The 16,118-nt window shown below is 37.1% G+C and carries 15 protein-coding genes; 7 read left to right on the plus strand and 8 right to left on the minus strand.

Annotation, left to right across the window (positions count from 1 at the left end):
• Positions 1-39 precede the first annotated feature (39 nt).
• The 3 genes from B3209_RS07325 (at position 40) to B3209_RS07335 (ending at position 2,909) form a co-directional block, all read left to right on the plus strand.
• Positions 40-1,188, plus strand: a complete 1,149-nt coding sequence (locus B3209_RS07325; RefSeq protein WP_296662844.1) for a 3-dehydroquinate synthase — start codon at positions 40-42, stop codon at positions 1,186-1,188.
• Positions 1,185-2,360: a cysteine desulfurase family protein gene (locus B3209_RS07330; protein WP_296690311.1), complete on the plus strand. Its 1,176-nt coding sequence runs from the start codon at positions 1,185-1,187 to the stop codon at positions 2,358-2,360. Before B3209_RS07325 ends, B3209_RS07330 begins: the two co-directional genes overlap by 4 nt.
• Positions 2,361-2,468: 108 nt before the next feature.
• The gene (locus B3209_RS07335) at positions 2,469-2,909 is read left to right on the plus strand and encodes a DUF3276 family protein (RefSeq protein WP_296662834.1); all 441 of its coding nucleotides are present in this window, start codon (positions 2,469-2,471) and stop codon (positions 2,907-2,909) included.
• Here the strand turns inward: B3209_RS07335 and B3209_RS07340 are convergent.
• From B3209_RS07340 to rpe, 7 genes are all read right to left on the minus strand, one after another.
• Positions 2,906-3,505, minus strand: coding sequence for a ribonuclease HII (locus B3209_RS07340; RefSeq protein ID WP_295796905.1), 600 nt, complete (start codon positions 3,503-3,505; stop codon positions 2,906-2,908). The two genes, B3209_RS07335 and B3209_RS07340, sit on opposite strands and share 4 nt — an antisense overlap.
• A 5-nt stretch (positions 3,506-3,510) precedes the next feature.
• The gene (locus B3209_RS07345; protein ID WP_296662831.1) at positions 3,511-5,586 is read right to left on the minus strand and encodes a chitobiase/beta-hexosaminidase C-terminal domain-containing protein; all 2,076 of its coding nucleotides are present in this window, start codon (positions 5,584-5,586) and stop codon (positions 3,511-3,513) included.
• 5 nt (positions 5,587-5,591) lie between these two features.
• Positions 5,592-6,200, minus strand: coding sequence for a phosphoribosyltransferase (locus B3209_RS07350; protein ID WP_295796901.1), 609 nt, complete (start codon positions 6,198-6,200; stop codon positions 5,592-5,594).
• Between the two features lie 83 nt (positions 6,201-6,283).
• Entirely contained in the window at positions 6,284-7,408 is a 1,125-nt protein-coding gene (locus B3209_RS07355; RefSeq protein WP_295796899.1) for a tetratricopeptide repeat protein, read from the minus strand.
• Positions 7,409-8,626 (minus strand): hypothetical protein, encoded by a 1,218-nt coding sequence (locus tag B3209_RS07360; protein WP_296662827.1) that lies wholly within the window; start codon positions 8,624-8,626, stop codon positions 7,409-7,411.
• On the minus strand, positions 8,626-9,525 hold the full coding sequence (locus B3209_RS07365; protein WP_296662824.1) for a tetratricopeptide repeat protein: 900 nt from the start codon (positions 9,523-9,525) through the stop codon (positions 8,626-8,628). The genes B3209_RS07360 and B3209_RS07365 overlap by 1 nt, the downstream gene beginning before the upstream one ends.
• Complete coding sequence (rpe, locus tag B3209_RS07370; protein ID WP_296662819.1) at positions 9,516-10,151, minus strand: ribulose-phosphate 3-epimerase; 636 nt, start codon at positions 10,149-10,151, stop codon at positions 9,516-9,518. Before rpe ends, B3209_RS07365 begins: the two co-directional genes overlap by 10 nt.
• Positions 10,152-10,354: 203 nt before the next feature.
• Between rpe and B3209_RS07375 the strand changes: the two genes are divergently transcribed.
• The 4 genes from B3209_RS07375 to deoC are packed head-to-tail and all read left to right on the plus strand — an operon-like array spanning position 10,355 to position 15,743.
• Positions 10,355-11,293 carry a hypothetical protein gene (locus tag B3209_RS07375; RefSeq protein WP_295796890.1) on the plus strand — a complete coding sequence of 313 codons (939 nt, stop codon included), beginning with the start codon at positions 10,355-10,357 and terminating at the stop codon, positions 11,291-11,293.
• A gap of 39 nt (positions 11,294-11,332) precedes the next feature.
• The gene (gene greA, locus B3209_RS07380) at positions 11,333-14,077 is read left to right on the plus strand and encodes a transcription elongation factor GreA (RefSeq protein WP_296662815.1); all 2,745 of its coding nucleotides are present in this window, start codon (positions 11,333-11,335) and stop codon (positions 14,075-14,077) included.
• 23 nt (positions 14,078-14,100) lie between these two features.
• On the plus strand, positions 14,101-15,036 hold the full coding sequence (locus tag B3209_RS07385; RefSeq protein WP_296662812.1) for an MBL fold metallo-hydrolase: 936 nt from the start codon (positions 14,101-14,103) through the stop codon (positions 15,034-15,036).
• Complete coding sequence (deoC, locus tag B3209_RS07390; RefSeq protein ID WP_296662810.1) at positions 15,033-15,743, plus strand: deoxyribose-phosphate aldolase; 711 nt, start codon at positions 15,033-15,035, stop codon at positions 15,741-15,743. Before B3209_RS07385 ends, deoC begins: the two co-directional genes overlap by 4 nt.
• A 2-nt stretch (positions 15,744-15,745) precedes the next feature.
• Here the strand turns inward: deoC and B3209_RS07395 are convergent, their stop codons facing one another.
• On the minus strand, positions 15,746-16,096 hold the full coding sequence (locus B3209_RS07395) for an ArsR/SmtB family transcription factor (protein ID WP_296028272.1): 351 nt from the start codon (positions 16,094-16,096) through the stop codon (positions 15,746-15,748).
• Positions 16,097-16,118 lie beyond the last annotated feature (22 nt).

The following is a 16,118-nucleotide window of genomic DNA, read 5'->3' on the forward strand; positions in this document are numbered from 1 at the left end:
GGGTTTGCTTCCATTTACAAAATGCAGTAAACTGTAGCAATGAATATTTCACCGATAGATAGTTTTGAACTTTTTTTTCCTGAAAATTCAGGCTTTGATAAAACTGACATTCTTTTTTACAGCGGAAAAAATGACCTATGCAGCCTTTATCTTTCTGCGGAAAACAAACGCAACAGGCTCTTCGTTACCGACACAAACATCGCTCCTTTATGCGCAGATTTTATTTCACATTTTACAAGTGAAAACACAGACAAAATAAAAGTTCCTTCTGTTTTCAAAAAAGGAAACGACACGCTTTGCATCCTTGGGGCAGGTGAAAAATACAAGACAATAGAAAATGTCCTCGAAATTGTAAGAGCAGCTTTAAGCTCAAACTTCAACAGGAACTGCCTTTTTGTTGCAATCGGAGGCGGAGTTTTAAGCGACATGACAGGGTTTGCGGCTTCGATGTTCAAGCGCGGAGTTGATGTTGAGTTTGTTCCAACAACTTTGCTTTCTGACGTTGACGCTTCGATCGGTGGAAAAACTGGATGCGACTTTAATAGCTACAAAAACATGATTGGAGCTTTTTATCCTGCAAAAAAAATTCATATATGGAGTTCATTTATACAAAGTCTTCCGCAGAATGAATTTATTTCAGGGCTTGGCGAAGTTGTAAAAACAGCTTTTCTTTTTTCTTCAGAATTAACAGAAATTTTAAAGACACAAAAAGAAAAAGTTATGAGTCGCAACGAAGAAGTTCTGCAAAAAATAATTGCAATTTGCGCAAAAGCAAAAGCAAAAACCGTGCATGAAGATTTTAAAGAAAAAGGAATCCGCGCATATTTAAATTACGGACATACTTTTGGGCACGCGCTTGAAACTGTAGCAGGACTTGGAAGAATAAGCCACGGAGAAGCTGTTGCCTGGGGAATTGGAAGAGCCTTGGATCTTGCTTTTAGCAAAAAACTTTGTACTGCTGAATTTACAAAAGAATGCAAGTCAATTCTTTTTGACTACGGATTCTGCACAGAGCACATTCCACAAATTATAAAAAACATTCCAGATGCAACACTTGCTTTAGTTTCTGCAATGCACAAAGACAAAAAAAATTCTGGAAGCTGCGTAAAAGTAATTCTTCAAAAAACTGAACAATCCACATTGGCAACAGAAGTTCAAGACGATGAAATTCTTGAGGTTTTAAAATGATTTCAGCAAACCACTATTTTGACTGGGCCGCAACAGCTCCAAATGATGAAGAAATTTTAACTAAGGCACTAAAATACTCTATGGAGCATTGGGGAAATCCTTCAAGCATTCACAAAGCTGGAACTGATGCAAAGTCCGCTTTGGAAAACGCAAGAAAAAGAGCAGCTCAAGCCTTAGGAGTAAATGCAGAAAATATTTTTTTCACTTCCGGCGGAACAGAAGGAGATCATCTTGCGCTTCTTTCTGTCTTAAGCCGACCTCAAAAAGGAAGCGTTGTATTAAGTTCTATTGAGCATCCGGCTTTACGGGAAATGGCAAAGCCAATGCAAAATTGCGGATGGAAAGTTATAAATGTAAATCCAGGTAAAAATGGGATTGTTTGCGCCCAAAGCATTTCAGATGCGCTTCAAGAAGACACTGCATTTGTTTCCGTAATGGCGGTAAATAACGAAACCGGCGCAATTCAGCCTATTTATGAAATCGCAAAAATTATTGAAGAAAAAACAAAAGGAAAACGAAAACCATTTTTTCATGTTGACTGCGTTCAGGCTGCAGGAAAAATTCCACTGAACTTAAAGGCAAGCGGAATTGATTCAGCTTCATTCAGCGCGCACAAAATTGGCGGACCAAGAGGAATCGGCATTCTTTATCTTGCAAAAGAATTGAATTCGTTTTTAAAAGGCGGCGGGCAGGAAAAAAATGTAAGAAGCGGAACTGAAAATCTTTTTGGCGCAGAAGCATTTTCACTTTGCCTTGAAAAATATTTTATTTCAGAAAGAAACGCTTCCGCAGAAAAAAGATTTGAACAGCAAAAAATTCTTACAAAAAATTTCATAAAGAAACTAAAAGAAATAAAAGGTTGCGTTATAATTCCGCACTGCCGTGAAGATGAAAAATTTGAGGAAAACTTTTCTCCTTGGGTTGTTCAAGCCGCATTTCCAGGAATTCCAGGACAAGTTATGGAGCGCGCATTAAGCGAAAATGGATTTTTCATTTCAACAGGAAGCGCGTGTTCATCTTCGCATAAAGGCCGTCCAGTTCTTGACACAATGCAGCTAAGCCCAAAAGAAAAAGAAAGCGCTGTTAGATTCAGTTTTGGATTTTCAACTGAAGAAGAAAGCATGAACGAGCTAATTGAAGAACTGAAAAATATTTGCAGCCAGTTTTTGTAATCGTTCCGCTTGCAATAAATTCTAAAATGATGTAAAGTTTGAAAAGTCATATCCTGCATCTTTTTTGATGCAAAAAAAAATCAAACTAAATTTTTAGGGAAGGACATTATGGGAATTCGTGGAGAACTTTTTACAAATCAGGTAAACCTGGACAAGCGTTCGTATTATTTCAACGTAAAAGAAAATCGCAATGGAGATGTTTTTCTTCAGATTGTTGAAAGCAAAATAAAGGACGGACAAGACGAAAGACGCGATATTGTTGTTTTTGCAGATGACATGAAAAGTTTTTTGGGCGGAATGGACGAATCTTTGAGAGCTGTTGAAAAAATCCAAAGAGAACGCGCAAAAATCCGTGCAGAAAAAAAAGCTGCGAAAGAAGCAAAATATGCAGCAGGCGGAATGCCAGAAGAAAAGCCAGCAAAAAAAGTCTACCGCAGAAAAGGAGAAAGCCGCTTAGTTTCAGAAAGAAAAGCAGAGCGCAAAGAAATCTCAGGCAGACTTCATGTTGTTTCAAAAAGGCAGCCTGATGCTGAAAAAACAGAATACTAATATTTAAACGAAAGCCGCTGAATGGGAGACGGTCCTAAACGGCGGCAAATTTCTTTGTGTGCAGGAGTTGGATAGCCTTTGTGTTTTGCATACCCATACTCCGGATAGAGTTTATCATAATCAAGCATAATTTTATCACGCTGAACTTTTGCCAGAATGCTTGCCGCCATAACGCAAGGAAATTTTGAGTCAGCTTTTACAACTGCTTTTATATCAAGATTTTTATCAGAAAAAGGCAGCATATTTCCATCAACAATTATTTGCATGGAATTTTTACATTGCTCAAAGTCAAATTTATTTTTTTCGCACCAAGCAGGAAGTTTCATCTTCATCATATCAAAAGCAATTTTCATTGCCTTAAAATCAGCCTGAAGAATATTTATCTCGTCAATTATTTTTTCACTGACAATTCCAATTCCCCAGCAAGATTTTTCTCTTATAACATCAAATGCAGCTTCACGTTTTTTTTCAGAAAGTTTTTTGCTGTCGTTTAAAATTTCCACAGGAAAATCAAAAGGCAAGACAACGCATCCAGCAGTAACAGGGCCAGCCAAAGGACCTCTTCCCGCCTCATCAATTCCAACAAGAAACTGCATAAAGTTTAAAATCCTTTTTGAATATTTTTTTCTGACACAACAGAATTTACATTGCTCCAAATTGGAGAACTTTTTTTAGTTGAATCGGAAAGTCTTGCGTTAAACTCGTTTTGAACAATTGAAGCACTTGCATTAAGAATTTGAATTCCACGTCCTAAAGTTCCAATCAAAGAAAATGATGAGTCAGAGAAAGAACAAATTCCGCCTGAAATTTTCACATTAAAACAAGATTCTGCAACAGATGTGAATCTTGATTTTTCGCAGACAATATTTGAGTTTTCAGAAGAAATTCCACAAGCATAAGAATCTGATTGAATTGTAAATCCAGAATTTTCAATATGAACTTTTGAATTTTCCAAATCAAGCAAAGTGCCATTTTTCAAAAACACTGAAGAAAACTCGCAGTTAGAAATTCCAACAGAAGAATTTTCTGCGTAAACAAGTGGTGAATTTTCAACTTGAGATTTTTTTTCAATAATCAAATTTTCAAATTCAACATTCGCATTTAAAACCTTGATAGCAGAATTTTCCTTAAAACTCAAACTGGAATCATGTCCTATAAAAGTGCAATCTTTTGAAATTAAAAATTCGTTATTTGGAATATCGATGTTTCCATAAATATGGAATCTGATTTTTTTATTTGAAAACTTCAAAACTGAAATAAGCTGCTCAAAAGATTTAAACGGATTATCATAAGAGCCGTCTTGAATTTCATTTTGCGAATTTGCAAAAAGATAATAGTTTGTTTCATCAATAATTATTTTTTGTTCTGAAATTTCACTTTTATTTCCAGATGCATCAACAGAATATGCGCATACTTTATAAAACACTGCGTTTTTATCTGATGACTTTAGAAAAATTTCATTGCCATTATATAAAGAAAAATTGTTAGGTTTTATCTTTTCAAATTCAGCTTGCGCGCTTTCTACAAATCCGTCTGGTATTTCAAAAGGCTTGCTTAAGGCATAAAAAATTTCAGCATCTGGTTCACTTGAAATTCTGAAAAACGATTTTGTTCTTGTAAGTTTTCCTATCGAAGATGAAAAAATTTCAGGAGGTTCAGGAGGAAGCCGGTCTATAGAAAATTCAGAGTCTATTGTTCCCTGATAATTTCCATTGTAAAAAATTTTAAAGCAAGCAGAACTTTTTACATCTTCATTTTCGAACGCATCAGCATAAGCAAAAGGAGAATTTTTTTCAAATGAAAAATTTTCGTTTCCATCTATAAAAAATTCAACAACACCATTCTTGTCTTTTTTAGAAAGAACCAAAGGTTTTGCCGGAAGCTCATATTCAAAAACTTTATTTCCAGGATAAAATTCAACTGGCTGCCAAGAAATTTTATGAGCATAGTTTCTATCAATAAAACTTGGTTCTGATGGAGACTTCCAGTTTTCGTCATCAATTCTGTAAATAAAATTTTTATCTTTAAAAGAAAAATTATTCCATTCTGAAATTTCAAATGGAACATTGTCAGCCTTTGCATCAGCAGTTTTTTCAGCAGGAAGAACTTGAATTACAAAATGGAAAAAATTATTTCCTGTAAAATCAACAGCAAAACAAGAGACAAAACGCTCTACAGAATTTTTACTTGAAAGAAAAAGCTTTGACTTCAAATATGGAGATTTGGAATTTTCAAGAGAATACAAAAATTCAGAGGGAATAAAAAAATCGGTTCCAGAAATATAAGGAACAGTAGGATTCTGATTTATTGAATTTATAAATTCTTTTGACTGAATACTATATTCAACTTCTGAATTTTCTTCGACATTGTATTCAATTGTAAAATCTTTTCTTTCACCGTTTTGATCAATTGATACAATTTTTACAGTTACACTTCCACTCTGATCAATGAGAACAGGAGAATCATAAGAAAATCCAGAAACATAAGGATCGCTGCCTGTAAAAGAATAATAAACATCAGTGCCTTTTTCTAAATTTAAAACAAGAGCCTGTTTGTTTTTCCAAACTCCAGAAATCGGACTCAAGATATTTTTTTCTTCAAAAGCAAAGAGCTTGCTAAAAGTAAAAAGCAAAAGAATACTTATAATTTTTTTTACAGACAATCGCATTTCATTCATGGAATTTATTCATCCTTAAAAATCGGTTCTAAAACTTCACGCAAATCAGGATAAGGCTTATAAAAATTTTCCTCAAGTTCTTCATGTGTAAGACCAACAAGCTCGTGGCTATTGTAGTTAATCCAAGTGTTTTCTTCGGGATTTGAAATTTCAAATTTTCTGCACCAATAGTCTGGCTGAATCGGAAGCTGCTCCTTCCATTTGTACACTTTATAGTCATGCACAACAATTTTTATATTTTCACGAGGAACTCCCCTTTCCAAAAGAATTCCAACCAAATAATTCAGTGTTCTGCCTGAATCAAAAATATCATCAACGAGCATAATTTTATCTCCGGCACGAAGATAATCCGGGGAATAAGTCCATCCGTCAATTCTAACTGCAGAATGCTGGGAAACATCAGTGTAGCTTCTTGCAACAACAGCCGCATACAAAACAGGCTTGTGATTTTTTAGAGCAACTTTGTAATACTCGCTGATTACATTTGCCATGTACGCGCCGCCACGCAAAGAAGTATAAATAACATCAGGAACGAATTTATCCTGCTGATAAATCTTATGAGCAAGTTTCAATGCGTCAATTCTAACACTGTCATAGGGTAAAAATTCTTTCATATAAATTCCTTATCAAAAATTATCCGCAGCAACGGATGTATAAAAGTCTGCAACGCAAACTAATTTTTTCAGCTGAATTTTATTTAAGATTCTCCTAGCGTCTTGCCTTTTAACTGCTGATAAATTCCGCAGCCCAAAAGATACAGTTCTCCATTTTCAATTTTTATTTTAGCAAGAAACCGAACTGGCTTTTCCATATTGACTGGCGGCGTTGGAGCTTTTTCAAAAACAACTTTTACAGTTCCAATTGAAGAACGTTTTTCTTCAGCCGGAATATAATTCACCAAAAGCATACAGCCCCAGGAACCGTCGCTTTTTTGATATTCATTCACAGCAGTTCCGTCCCAAATCACATAGCAGTTCTGATAAAGCAAAGGATTTTCTTTTACTTCAAGATAAGAATAATTGTCCTTTAGGGAACTGAATGAAGGCTCTTTTAAAAGTTTCGACATTTCCAAAGATTTTTGCTTTATTGAAGAAGCCGCATTGCTGTTTAAAATTTTATTCAGTTCAACCTGCGCGGCATTGTCCCGGCCTTCACCGAAATATTTTTTTGCAGAATTAAAAACAGAAGCAACCTGATTCTTTTCAAGTTTAACAGTAAAATCTTTTTCAGAAATATTTATCTGAAGAGGATTTTTTATTTCTTCCGTAGAAAGCGAAAACTTTGAATCAAATTCAGTGAGCGGCTTATTAAGCTTTTTCCAAGGTTCATAAACAACAAGCGCTGAACAAACAATTCCTGCCAACAGCCCCGTAAGAATGCAATTTCTTATAATGTCCGGATTCATTCCAAGCGGCGGATAGAATTTTTTTATGTCGCCGGAATCGACCCATTTGCAAATTGTTGTATAATCTCCATAAAGCCTGATAAATTCCATTGCCGAACGCGCAATTGAATTTCTTGGATCAATATCAAGCACTTCAAGATAATATTCAAGCGCCCGGTCAGTTTCTCCATGCCTAAGAAAAATAACCGCCTGTCCCAAAAGAAGCTGTGTGTTTTTTATTTTTATTTCACGCGCGCTTCTAAAATTCTGGGAAGCTTTTCCTGGAACATCAGCATATAAATAAGCAATTCCCAAAGCAAGGTAATATTCAAAATCACCTTCATAAACATCCTCGTAAGACTCAAGAATATTTATTGCAAGATCAAATTTGCGGCGCTTTATGAGATGTTTGGCTGTGTCCAGATTGGAGCGTCCCATTTATCTTTCAACTCCAAGTTTTGCAAGAATTGAATCTAGCTCTAAATTAAGCCTGTCAAGTTCTTCCTTGTCAACATCATTTGAAAGAGAAGCTATGTGGTCAAGCAAATTCTGAATATATTCAGGATCAAGCTGCTCTTCTGTAACTTCAACAAAAGGAGTTCCATTTTTTGTATAATCGTGAATTTCTTTTTCTGAAAGTCCGGCTTCCTGAGGAGTAAGAGGAGTTGGAAGTGGAGCAACATCCGTTGTAGGAACAGCAACTTTTGAATAAATTCCAAGCATTGTTTTTCCGTTCGCTAAATCAGAAAGAAACTTTTTTCCAGCAGGAAGCTCTCCGTCTGTGGCAACCGAAATAAAAAATCCAACAGCAGAAGTTTTTAGAGGATCAAGATATGCAGTATCCCAGTTTATGCAAACCGCAGAATTATTGTATGACAAAACAGAAGTAAAACTTTTTCCATGCTGAACAGAAGGAATCCAGCCGGAAGAGTTTACAAGATTTTCTTTATTCGCAAGCACAACATTGCAAGGTCTGCTTATTCCAGCTCCTTCAAGAAGAAACTGAACTGCCGCTTTTGCATTGCTAGAACGAATCCACAAATCATCAGACATATTCGTAAACAGAGTTTCAGAATTGACTTTGCTTCTAGCCGCTGTAGAAAAATGCGCCGAAGTATTTTCACCAAGAACAGTATCAAACACGCCTTTCAGTGCAAACGACTGAACATTTTTTCCAAGGTTGATTGTATAAACGGTAACACGCAGCATATCGGTTCTTGTGGAATTAGGAATCGACGGAAGAAAACTAAAGTCAACAACAACCTGCGCAACATCCGGAATCAGATAAGCCATCTGCGCGCCCAAAGGAGTTCTGCGGGACTCTGTTTTTATTCCAGTTCCACGGGCAAGTTTATATTCTTTTCTTCCAGCTTTAAGAGCAAAAAAGGATGAAGAGCCTGAATCGTAGCTTGAAAGAAGCGCAATTTCACGGCCTTTTTCAGGAAGCGCGTAAAGAGAAAAAGCTCCAGTTGTACTGTCAAGAGCAAGACGAATTTCATCCTTGTCAATTACAATATTTTTTTCTACTGAATATGAAGGTATTTCTTTTTTATCCAAAGAATCTTTTTGCATTACAAAAGAAAGATCTTCATTCTGAGCATTCAAGGCAAAAACAGAAGCTGCAAAAAAAGCAAAAGCAAACAATTTCTTTTTCATTACTTTCCCCCGTATTTTTCATCAAGAAGTTTTTGAATCAAAGCAGCTTTTTCTTTAAGCGAATACATTTCTTCATCTTCAATTCCGCCAGAAGAAACCGGAATTTCTTCATTTGAATTTTCTGCGCGTACATTTGAAGCGGAAGGCAATCCAGCCGAAGCATTTTCTTCAAGTTCCCTGATTCTGCTGTTTGCAATTCTAAGCTGCTTTTTTAACTCGGCAATATCTTCTGACTGCATAGTTCTAAGCTCGCGCTCATAGTTTTCCTTGCTGCTAAGATATTCTTCGCCAGTCATCTTCAAAAGGTACAGAAGCTTCTGTTCACGGTCGCGCTGTGTTATAAGGTAAAGCTTGAATTCCGCATCACCGCATTTTGCGCTGCCTGGATATTCAGAAACAATTCTTTCATACAAAGAGCGAGCTGTTTCGTAATCGTAGTCTTCATAAAAACATTCGGCAATCCAGTACAATGCGGAAGAATACATTTTGCTTTCTGGATATTCATTGCAGAAACTTCCAAGAGCCATTACCGCGCTGTCGTTCTGTCCGGTACTATGCAATGCTCTTCCACGCTGATATTCAACCGCAGGAAGCAAAGAGCTTTCTGGAAAAGCGGAAATAAAATAATCGCAGGCATTCACAGCAGAAGAAAAGTCTTCAGAATAAACAAGGCTCATAATAACCATAAACCAAGTTGAATCCGTTGAATATTCCTCCGAATCCGCAGCCTGCCTCAAAAATACAGAAGCGTCAGTCCAAGCTTTGTCTTTATAGCAAATAAGTCCTTGCACAAAAGAATCCGCCGCGCTTTCACCTGATGGAGTTTTTTGGCTAAATGCAAACGGAAGCGCAAAAATCAAAACAAGAAAAGCCAGTACAAAGCGTTTTTTTATTTCCATTCTAAATTCCCCCTGAAAAATGACGAGCCGGAAACAACAATATCTGTTCCCGCTTCAAGGACATCCTCCAAGGTTTCTTGATTTATGCCGCCATCTACAGAAATAAGATATTTAAAGTTTTTCTCTCTCTGTATATCGGCAAGTTTTCTGATTTTTTCAATAGTATATGGAATAAGTTTTTGTCCGCCCCACCCCGGATTCACAGACATAACAAGAACAAGGTCAACAAAAGGCAAAAGTTCTTCAACCGCGCTCAAAGGAGTTGCAGGGCACAATGCGATTCCGGCTTTTTTTCCGGCGTTACGAATAAGTTGAACACATCGGTCTGCATGGCAAGTTGCTTCTATATGGAATGTAACAATGTCCGCGCCAGATTCTATATAGGAAACAATTGAATTTTCAGGACGGTCAATCATAAGATGAACATCGAACGGAAGCTTTGTGCATTTTCGGATTGAACTGATTACAGGCTGACCATAAGAAACCTGCGGCACAAAATGCCCGTCCATAACATCAACATGGACAAAGGAACTGCCCTTTTCTTCTATAAATTTAAATGCAGAAGTCAAATCTGAAAAATCCGCGGAAAGAAGCGATGGCGAAAGAAATCGGCTGTGTTTTTTCATAGAACCATGATAAATAAATTCCAATTATTTATCAATTGAAATTTTCAATAACAAAAATTCAGGCAAAATAAAAAAAATCTAAAACTTTTAGGCTATTAGGCAGTGAACTATTGACAAACACATTGAAAAACCATTATAAATATTACCCCCTTTTGCAGAAAATCACATTGACTAAATCTTTCAAATATATATAATTGAATTCTATGGGTATTCAGTCGGAAAACGCGCTCTGCAATGCATTCAAACTCATTGAAATTTGCAATATTTCAGAAGCTTCGGAACTGCTCAAGGACGCGCTAACCATTGATCTGGACGACGAAAGCATTGTTTTTGCAATAAAATGCTGCGGATTCTGGATTGACACGCTGAATTCAATTCCCAGCCTTTCCAGTTTTGAACAGGGAGAAACCCTTCTAAACCAATGGAAGCAGTTTGTCTTTATAACTGGAAAAAAAAGTGAAAAGTACGAAAGAACAATTTATTCTTTTAAAAAGGGAATTTTTTCGCTCGCATTGGAATGCTACAGCAAGGCAGCGGACGAAAAAGACATCAGGCTTAAGTCTGAAATTTTAAGGAAAACCGGACTTTGCTATAAAAAGCTAGGTTCTTATGAAGTCGCCCTTAACTTTTTAAAGGAAGCAAACGGAACTCTTTCAGGACAAGCAGCTATCGTCGCGGAAGTTGCCGACTGCTATGCGCTTTGCGGGGAAACAAAAAATGCAAAAATGCTTTTTAGGGAAGCTTTCTACATAGATGCAAAAAGAATAGACTTTTTTTTCCTAGACTCGCCAATGATAAAGGCTCTTATAAATAAAGTCGAAGAAATTGGCTATACAGGCGAAGCGTTACAGGAATGGGTTGCAGTTTACGGAGTTATACTTGAAGTTTTTACCGTAAAAAGGCTTTTAAGAGCGCAGGAAGTAATTCATCTGCGTCAAGAAATTTTTGCCAGAGAAAGCGAAATGAAAGATCCCGGAAGCAACAAGGAAGTTATAAAACCAAGGCTCTTGAACCTTTATTTTTGGCTTATAGATTACTATATTTCGTCAAAAGAAAAGTCAAGCAGTATTTCGGAAGTCATGCTCAAGATGAAAATTCTTGATCCTGAAATTCACAATTTATACAGATTCGGAAACCTCTGAAAAAGCAGAGAAGTTTATAAAAAACTAGGAGCAAACATTATGTCTGAAGAACTTGAAAATTCTGTCCGCGAAATGCTGAAGGCAGAAACATGGACACGAGCGGGAATTACAAACTTCACCAAAAACAACATCGAAGAACTTGAAAAAGTCCTTGACGAATGTAGAAACCAGAACTGTGAATACGCCATCAAGGATATCTGCGATGAACAGCTTGCGCACACAAAAGACAGCATTGTAGCCCTTTATCTTTCAGGAATGATTGCAATGCGCACAGGTTCCGTAGACACAAGCTCCCTTTACGCGCTCTTTGATATTTTTGAAAAGAACCACAAGGAATCGCTCGTTGAATACCTTTGCAATTCAATTCTTGAAGATGATCCGCAGAACAAACTTGCTCTAAGAAAGCTCGCGGATTATTACAAGGCTTCAAATGATGACAGGCTCTGGGAACTTTATGAGAAAATTGTAAAGCTTGACTTTGAAGAAGCAGAAATGGCGCGTGTTCTTGCTGAACGCTACGACTCTCAAGGAAACAGAGAAGCTGCAATAAATTACTATAAAAAAGCATTGCTCCGCTTTGTAGCCGCAAAAAATATCGGCTCAGCAAAAGCTATATGGTCAATTCTTGTTTCTTACATTCCAGAAGAACTTGATTTCTTTATGCTGGTTCAGCGAAAAATTGCAAAGACAATCAGCGAAGACAAGTCAGCAATTCTTATGCAGGAACTTTACGCATATTATAAGGACACTGCAAAGTGGGACACAGCAATCGCCATTCTAAAGCTTATTCTTGAAATCGACAGCAAAGATTCCTGGGCGCGCAAGGAAATCACGGAATGTTTCCGCGGAAAATATGCAGACCACTCGCATCTTGAAGACTACATAAAGTCTTCAAATTTGAACCAGTCATTCCGCAATGTCTTTGAAGCAATCAACGACTTTGAAAAGCACATTGCATTCGATGCAAAAAACTACGTTTACCATAGAACTTGGGGCGTTGGAATTATTTCAAAAGTTGAAGGCGACACTCTTACAATCAACTTCGGAAAGAAAACAGGCGTTCACACAATGTCTTTAAAAATGGCAGTTAGCGCACTCCAACCTCTTGCAAAAGACCACATCAAAGTCTACAAGAAAACTGTAAAGCATGAAGAGCTTGTAAAAAAAGTAAAGAGCGACATTCCATGGACTTTAAAGACAATAATCAAAAGCTACAACAATAACTGCGACGAAAAGCACATAAAAGCAGAACTTGTTCCTTCAATATTAAAAGACGCTGCTAAAGACAAAGACGGAAAAACAAAAGGTTCAAGCGAATGGACAAGCTGGCACGCAAAGGCTCAGAAAATTCTTGCAGAGCCTCCGTTCTGTGTAAATCCAAACGATGCGAATTTCTATACAGTCCGCGACAGAGAACTTAGCAAGTCAGAGCGTCTTGCAAATGAATTCAAGGCAAACAAGGAATTCTTCCCAAGAATCGACATAATGGCTCGCTATCTTGAAGCAATTGAAGATCCTTCTGACGACCAGTTTTCTGAAATGTTCAGCTACTTTGCAAATTACCTCAAGGCATTCACTTCTGTAAACGAGCAGATTGTGGCTTCTTATCTTGTTGTTCAGGAAATTGTAAAAAGAATTTCCGCGCTTGAAAATCCTGCAAAGTTCACATTCGCCGAGCTTTATTCAGAAATTGAAAATCCACGCGAAATGTACACAAAACTCAAGGACACAAAAAATACTCACTTAAAGAAAATGTTCCTTGCGAATATCAAGATGCTTCCAGACTGGGATTCTCAGTACACTTTCCTGTTCCCGACTGTGCTTGATAAAAATCTTATTGCAGAAATTATTTCAGCTGGAAAAAAGGAAAAAGCAGTCCGCCTTGTTCAGGATATTTTCAACGACTACAGAAGCAACAGAAATGCTGTAAACTACTTTATTTCTAAATGCAAAACTGAAGAATGGTTTGTTGAAGCAAAAATTTCAGAAGAAAAGCAGCTCGTAACCTTGGTCAACATAATTTCAGTCTGCAACCGTGAAAAGAACAATCACGTGAATACAGTTGAAAACACAAAGACAATAAAGGAATCTACTGCCCTTCTCTTTGGAAACAAGCTGAATGAAGACAAGAACCCAATGCTTGAGTATATGCTTGCAAATTCAACTGATGTAATTACAAGAATGTACACAATGGTCAGCGACCTTTCTGACCTTGAGCTTCAATACAAAGCTTCTTTAAGAAACGGAATCTTGAAAAAATATCCAGACTTCAAATTCCAGGAAGCAGAAATCAAGCAGGAAGCTCCAAAAGGACTTCTGGTTACTGCAAAAATGCTCGAAGTCAAACGCACGCTTGCAGAAGACATTGAAAAAGTCCAGCTTCCAAAAGTTGCTGCTGAAATCGGAGAGGCAAAGGAAAAAGGCGACCTTAAGGAAAACGCTGAATACATTGCGGCAAAAGAAGCTCAGCACCGTCTTAACGTTCAGCTTTCAAAACTCAAGGAAGAACTTTCGCGCGCAGTTGTATTTGATCCAACAACAGCGACAACATCGCTTGTTTCATTCGGAACAAAAGTTACATTGCAGAACAACATCGAAAACAATGAAGTTGTTTACACAATTCTTGGTCCGTGGGAATCAAATGTTGATGAAGGAATAATTTCTTATCTTTCACCGCTCGGAAACAATCTTCTTGACATGAAAAACGGAGAGCAAAGAGCATTCACAATCAACGACCACAAATATGATTACACTGTAAAATCTATTGAGGCTGCTGAAGTTTAATAAAAATTGGAGCTGGCAAAACAATGGCTATAAATGAAAAATCATTTGTAAAACTTTCAGCTAACGTTGGAATGTTCTGCCACTCCACAAACATTGGAGTTGTTTTCAGCAATGACGAAATTTTTCTTATTGACTCAGGGCAGTCAGAGGAAGACGGAAAACTCATTGCTGAAACACTTTCATCTCTCTTTCCTGAAAAAAAAATCAAAGCTGTAATCCAAACACATTCGCACGCTGACCACTGCGGCGGCTCTTTATATCTGAAAAAAAATTTAAAAACACAAATATGGGCTTCAGCCGAATCCGCAAGAATAATGGAAGTTCCAGCGATAATCGGAGCAATTTACTGCGGCGGAGTTTCATTAAAAGAATTTGACATTCCGCAGTTCACGCCGCCACAACCAATTTTCACCGACAGAATTTTATCTGAAGAAAAAATCGAGCTTGATGCGGTTTCCATTTCGTTTTATTTTCTTCCGGGACATTTTTTTGATCAGATTGGAATTTTAGTTCAGGACAAGTCAGACGGAATAAAAAGTTTTTTTCTTGGCGATAGTTTCTTCGGAATTGAACTTCTAAAAAAAACATGGATTCCGTTTTTATGCAATCAAAAAGACTTCAGAAAATCAGTAAGAAAAATCGCATCAATAAAATCTGATTTTTATATTCCCGGTCATGGCTCAAAATGCACATTTGCAACAATAAATGCGTTTGCAGAAATAAACATAATGGTTACCTACGAATTTGAGTCTCTCATTCTAAAAAAAATAAAAGAAGGATTTAAAACAACGGAAGAACTTTTAAAAGCAATCGCCGACTATTCATCAATAAAAATGAAAGTTGTTCCGTTTTACTTAATCGGCACAACGTTGCGCTCATATCTTTCCTGCCTTGAACACGAAGGTCAAATCGCCTGCGAAATCATAGACAACAAACTTATTTGGAGGAATTTAAAATGACAAAACAAGAACTTGCAAAATTTATAGACCAGACTCTTCTTTCTCCGGAAGCCACAGAAGAACAAGTTGAAAAATTTTGCCAGCAAGCAAAAGAATACGGATTTGCAAGCGTCTGCATAAATCCTGTTTTTGTTTCAACTGCGGCAAAAGTTCTTTCAGGGTCGCAAACAAAAGTCTGCACTGTAATAGATTTTCCGCTTGGCGCCGGCGGAACAGAATCAAAAATGTCGCAGGCTGACATTGCAATTACGAACGGAGCGGAAGAGCTTGATTTTGTAATCGACTTGAATCTTGTAAAAAGCAAAAAGTGGAATGAGCTTGCGCAGCAACTTTCGTTTTTAACAAAGAGCGTTCAGGAAGCTTCGATGTTCGCAGAAAAAGACGGACTTCCGCGCAAAGAAAAAATTTTAACCAAACTGATTTTAGAAACAACTCTTTTAGATGATGATGAAATAATTCAGTCTTGCATTTGCGCAAAAAACGCAGGATTTGATTTTGTCAAAACTTCCACAGGATTTTCAATGAAAAAGCCAAACGGAGCAACAATTCATGCCGTTGAGCTAATGAGAAAAACTGTAGGAAACGAAATGGGAGTAAAGGCAAGCGGCGGAATTCATTCCACTCAAGAAGTGTTGGATTTTATTTCGGCTGGAGCAAACAGAATTGGAGCAAGCTCAGGAATTCAAATTGTAGATGGGATAAACTAAAATCATTCAGCCTGCTCTTTTCTAACCTTTTCTATTATTCTAAGGCTTTCATTTACAAGCTTGTCAATTTCTGCAAAATTTTCTGAAATGGAAATTTTGTAGAAAACCCAAGTTCCGCGTTTTATTGTTTTTACAAATCCAGAATCCTTTAAAATTTTCAAATGATGCGAAATTGCAGGACGCGAAAGATTGGACTTTGAAGTTAAATCCATAACGCTTATTCCTTCCTCTCCGGCATCAGCTATGTCAAGAATAAGTTTTTGGCGGACTTCATCTCCAAGAGCTATAAAAAGAGGTCCGCATTTATTGAGCATTTCATGTATTTTTTTTAATTCGGACTTGCTTATTCCCATTTGCAGAACCTCGCATTTTTTT

The sequence above is a fragment of the Treponema sp. UBA6852 genome, from assembly GCA_002449305.1.
Lineage (GTDB): Bacteria > Spirochaetota > Spirochaetia > Treponematales > Treponemataceae > Treponema_D.

Excerpts from the sequence above, each read along its gene's own strand:
- B3209_RS07325 (WP_296662844.1), top strand. The coding sequence starts at position 40 with ATGAATATTTCACCGATAGATAGTTTTGAACTTTTTTTTCCTGAAAAT.
- B3209_RS07330 (WP_296690311.1), top strand. The coding sequence starts at position 1,185 with ATGATTTCAGCAAACCACTATTTTGACTGGGCCGCAACAGCTCCAAAT.
- B3209_RS07335 (WP_296662834.1), top strand. The coding sequence starts at position 2,469 with ATGGGAATTCGTGGAGAACTTTTTACAAATCAGGTAAACCTGGACAAG.
- B3209_RS07340 (WP_295796905.1), bottom strand. The coding sequence starts at position 3,505 with ATGCAGTTTCTTGTTGGAATTGATGAGGCGGGAAGAGGTCCTTTGGCT.
- B3209_RS07345 (WP_296662831.1), bottom strand. The coding sequence starts at position 5,586 with ATGAATGAAATGCGATTGTCTGTAAAAAAAATTATAAGTATTCTTTTG.
- B3209_RS07350 (WP_295796901.1), bottom strand. The coding sequence starts at position 6,200 with ATGAAAGAATTTTTACCCTATGACAGTGTTAGAATTGACGCATTGAAA.
- B3209_RS07355 (WP_295796899.1), bottom strand. The coding sequence starts at position 7,408 with ATGGGACGCTCCAATCTGGACACAGCCAAACATCTCATAAAGCGCCGC.
- B3209_RS07360 (WP_296662827.1), bottom strand. The coding sequence starts at position 8,626 with ATGAAAAAGAAATTGTTTGCTTTTGCTTTTTTTGCAGCTTCTGTTTTT.
- B3209_RS07365 (WP_296662824.1), bottom strand. The coding sequence starts at position 9,525 with ATGGAAATAAAAAAACGCTTTGTACTGGCTTTTCTTGTTTTGATTTTT.
- rpe (WP_296662819.1), bottom strand. The coding sequence starts at position 10,151 with ATGAAAAAACACAGCCGATTTCTTTCGCCATCGCTTCTTTCCGCGGAT.
- B3209_RS07375 (WP_295796890.1), top strand. The coding sequence starts at position 10,355 with ATGGGTATTCAGTCGGAAAACGCGCTCTGCAATGCATTCAAACTCATT.
- greA (WP_296662815.1), top strand. The coding sequence starts at position 11,333 with ATGTCTGAAGAACTTGAAAATTCTGTCCGCGAAATGCTGAAGGCAGAA.
- B3209_RS07385 (WP_296662812.1), top strand. The coding sequence starts at position 14,101 with ATGGCTATAAATGAAAAATCATTTGTAAAACTTTCAGCTAACGTTGGA.
- deoC (WP_296662810.1), top strand. The coding sequence starts at position 15,033 with ATGACAAAACAAGAACTTGCAAAATTTATAGACCAGACTCTTCTTTCT.
- B3209_RS07395 (WP_296028272.1), bottom strand. The coding sequence starts at position 16,096 with ATGGGAATAAGCAAGTCCGAATTAAAAAAAATACATGAAATGCTCAAT.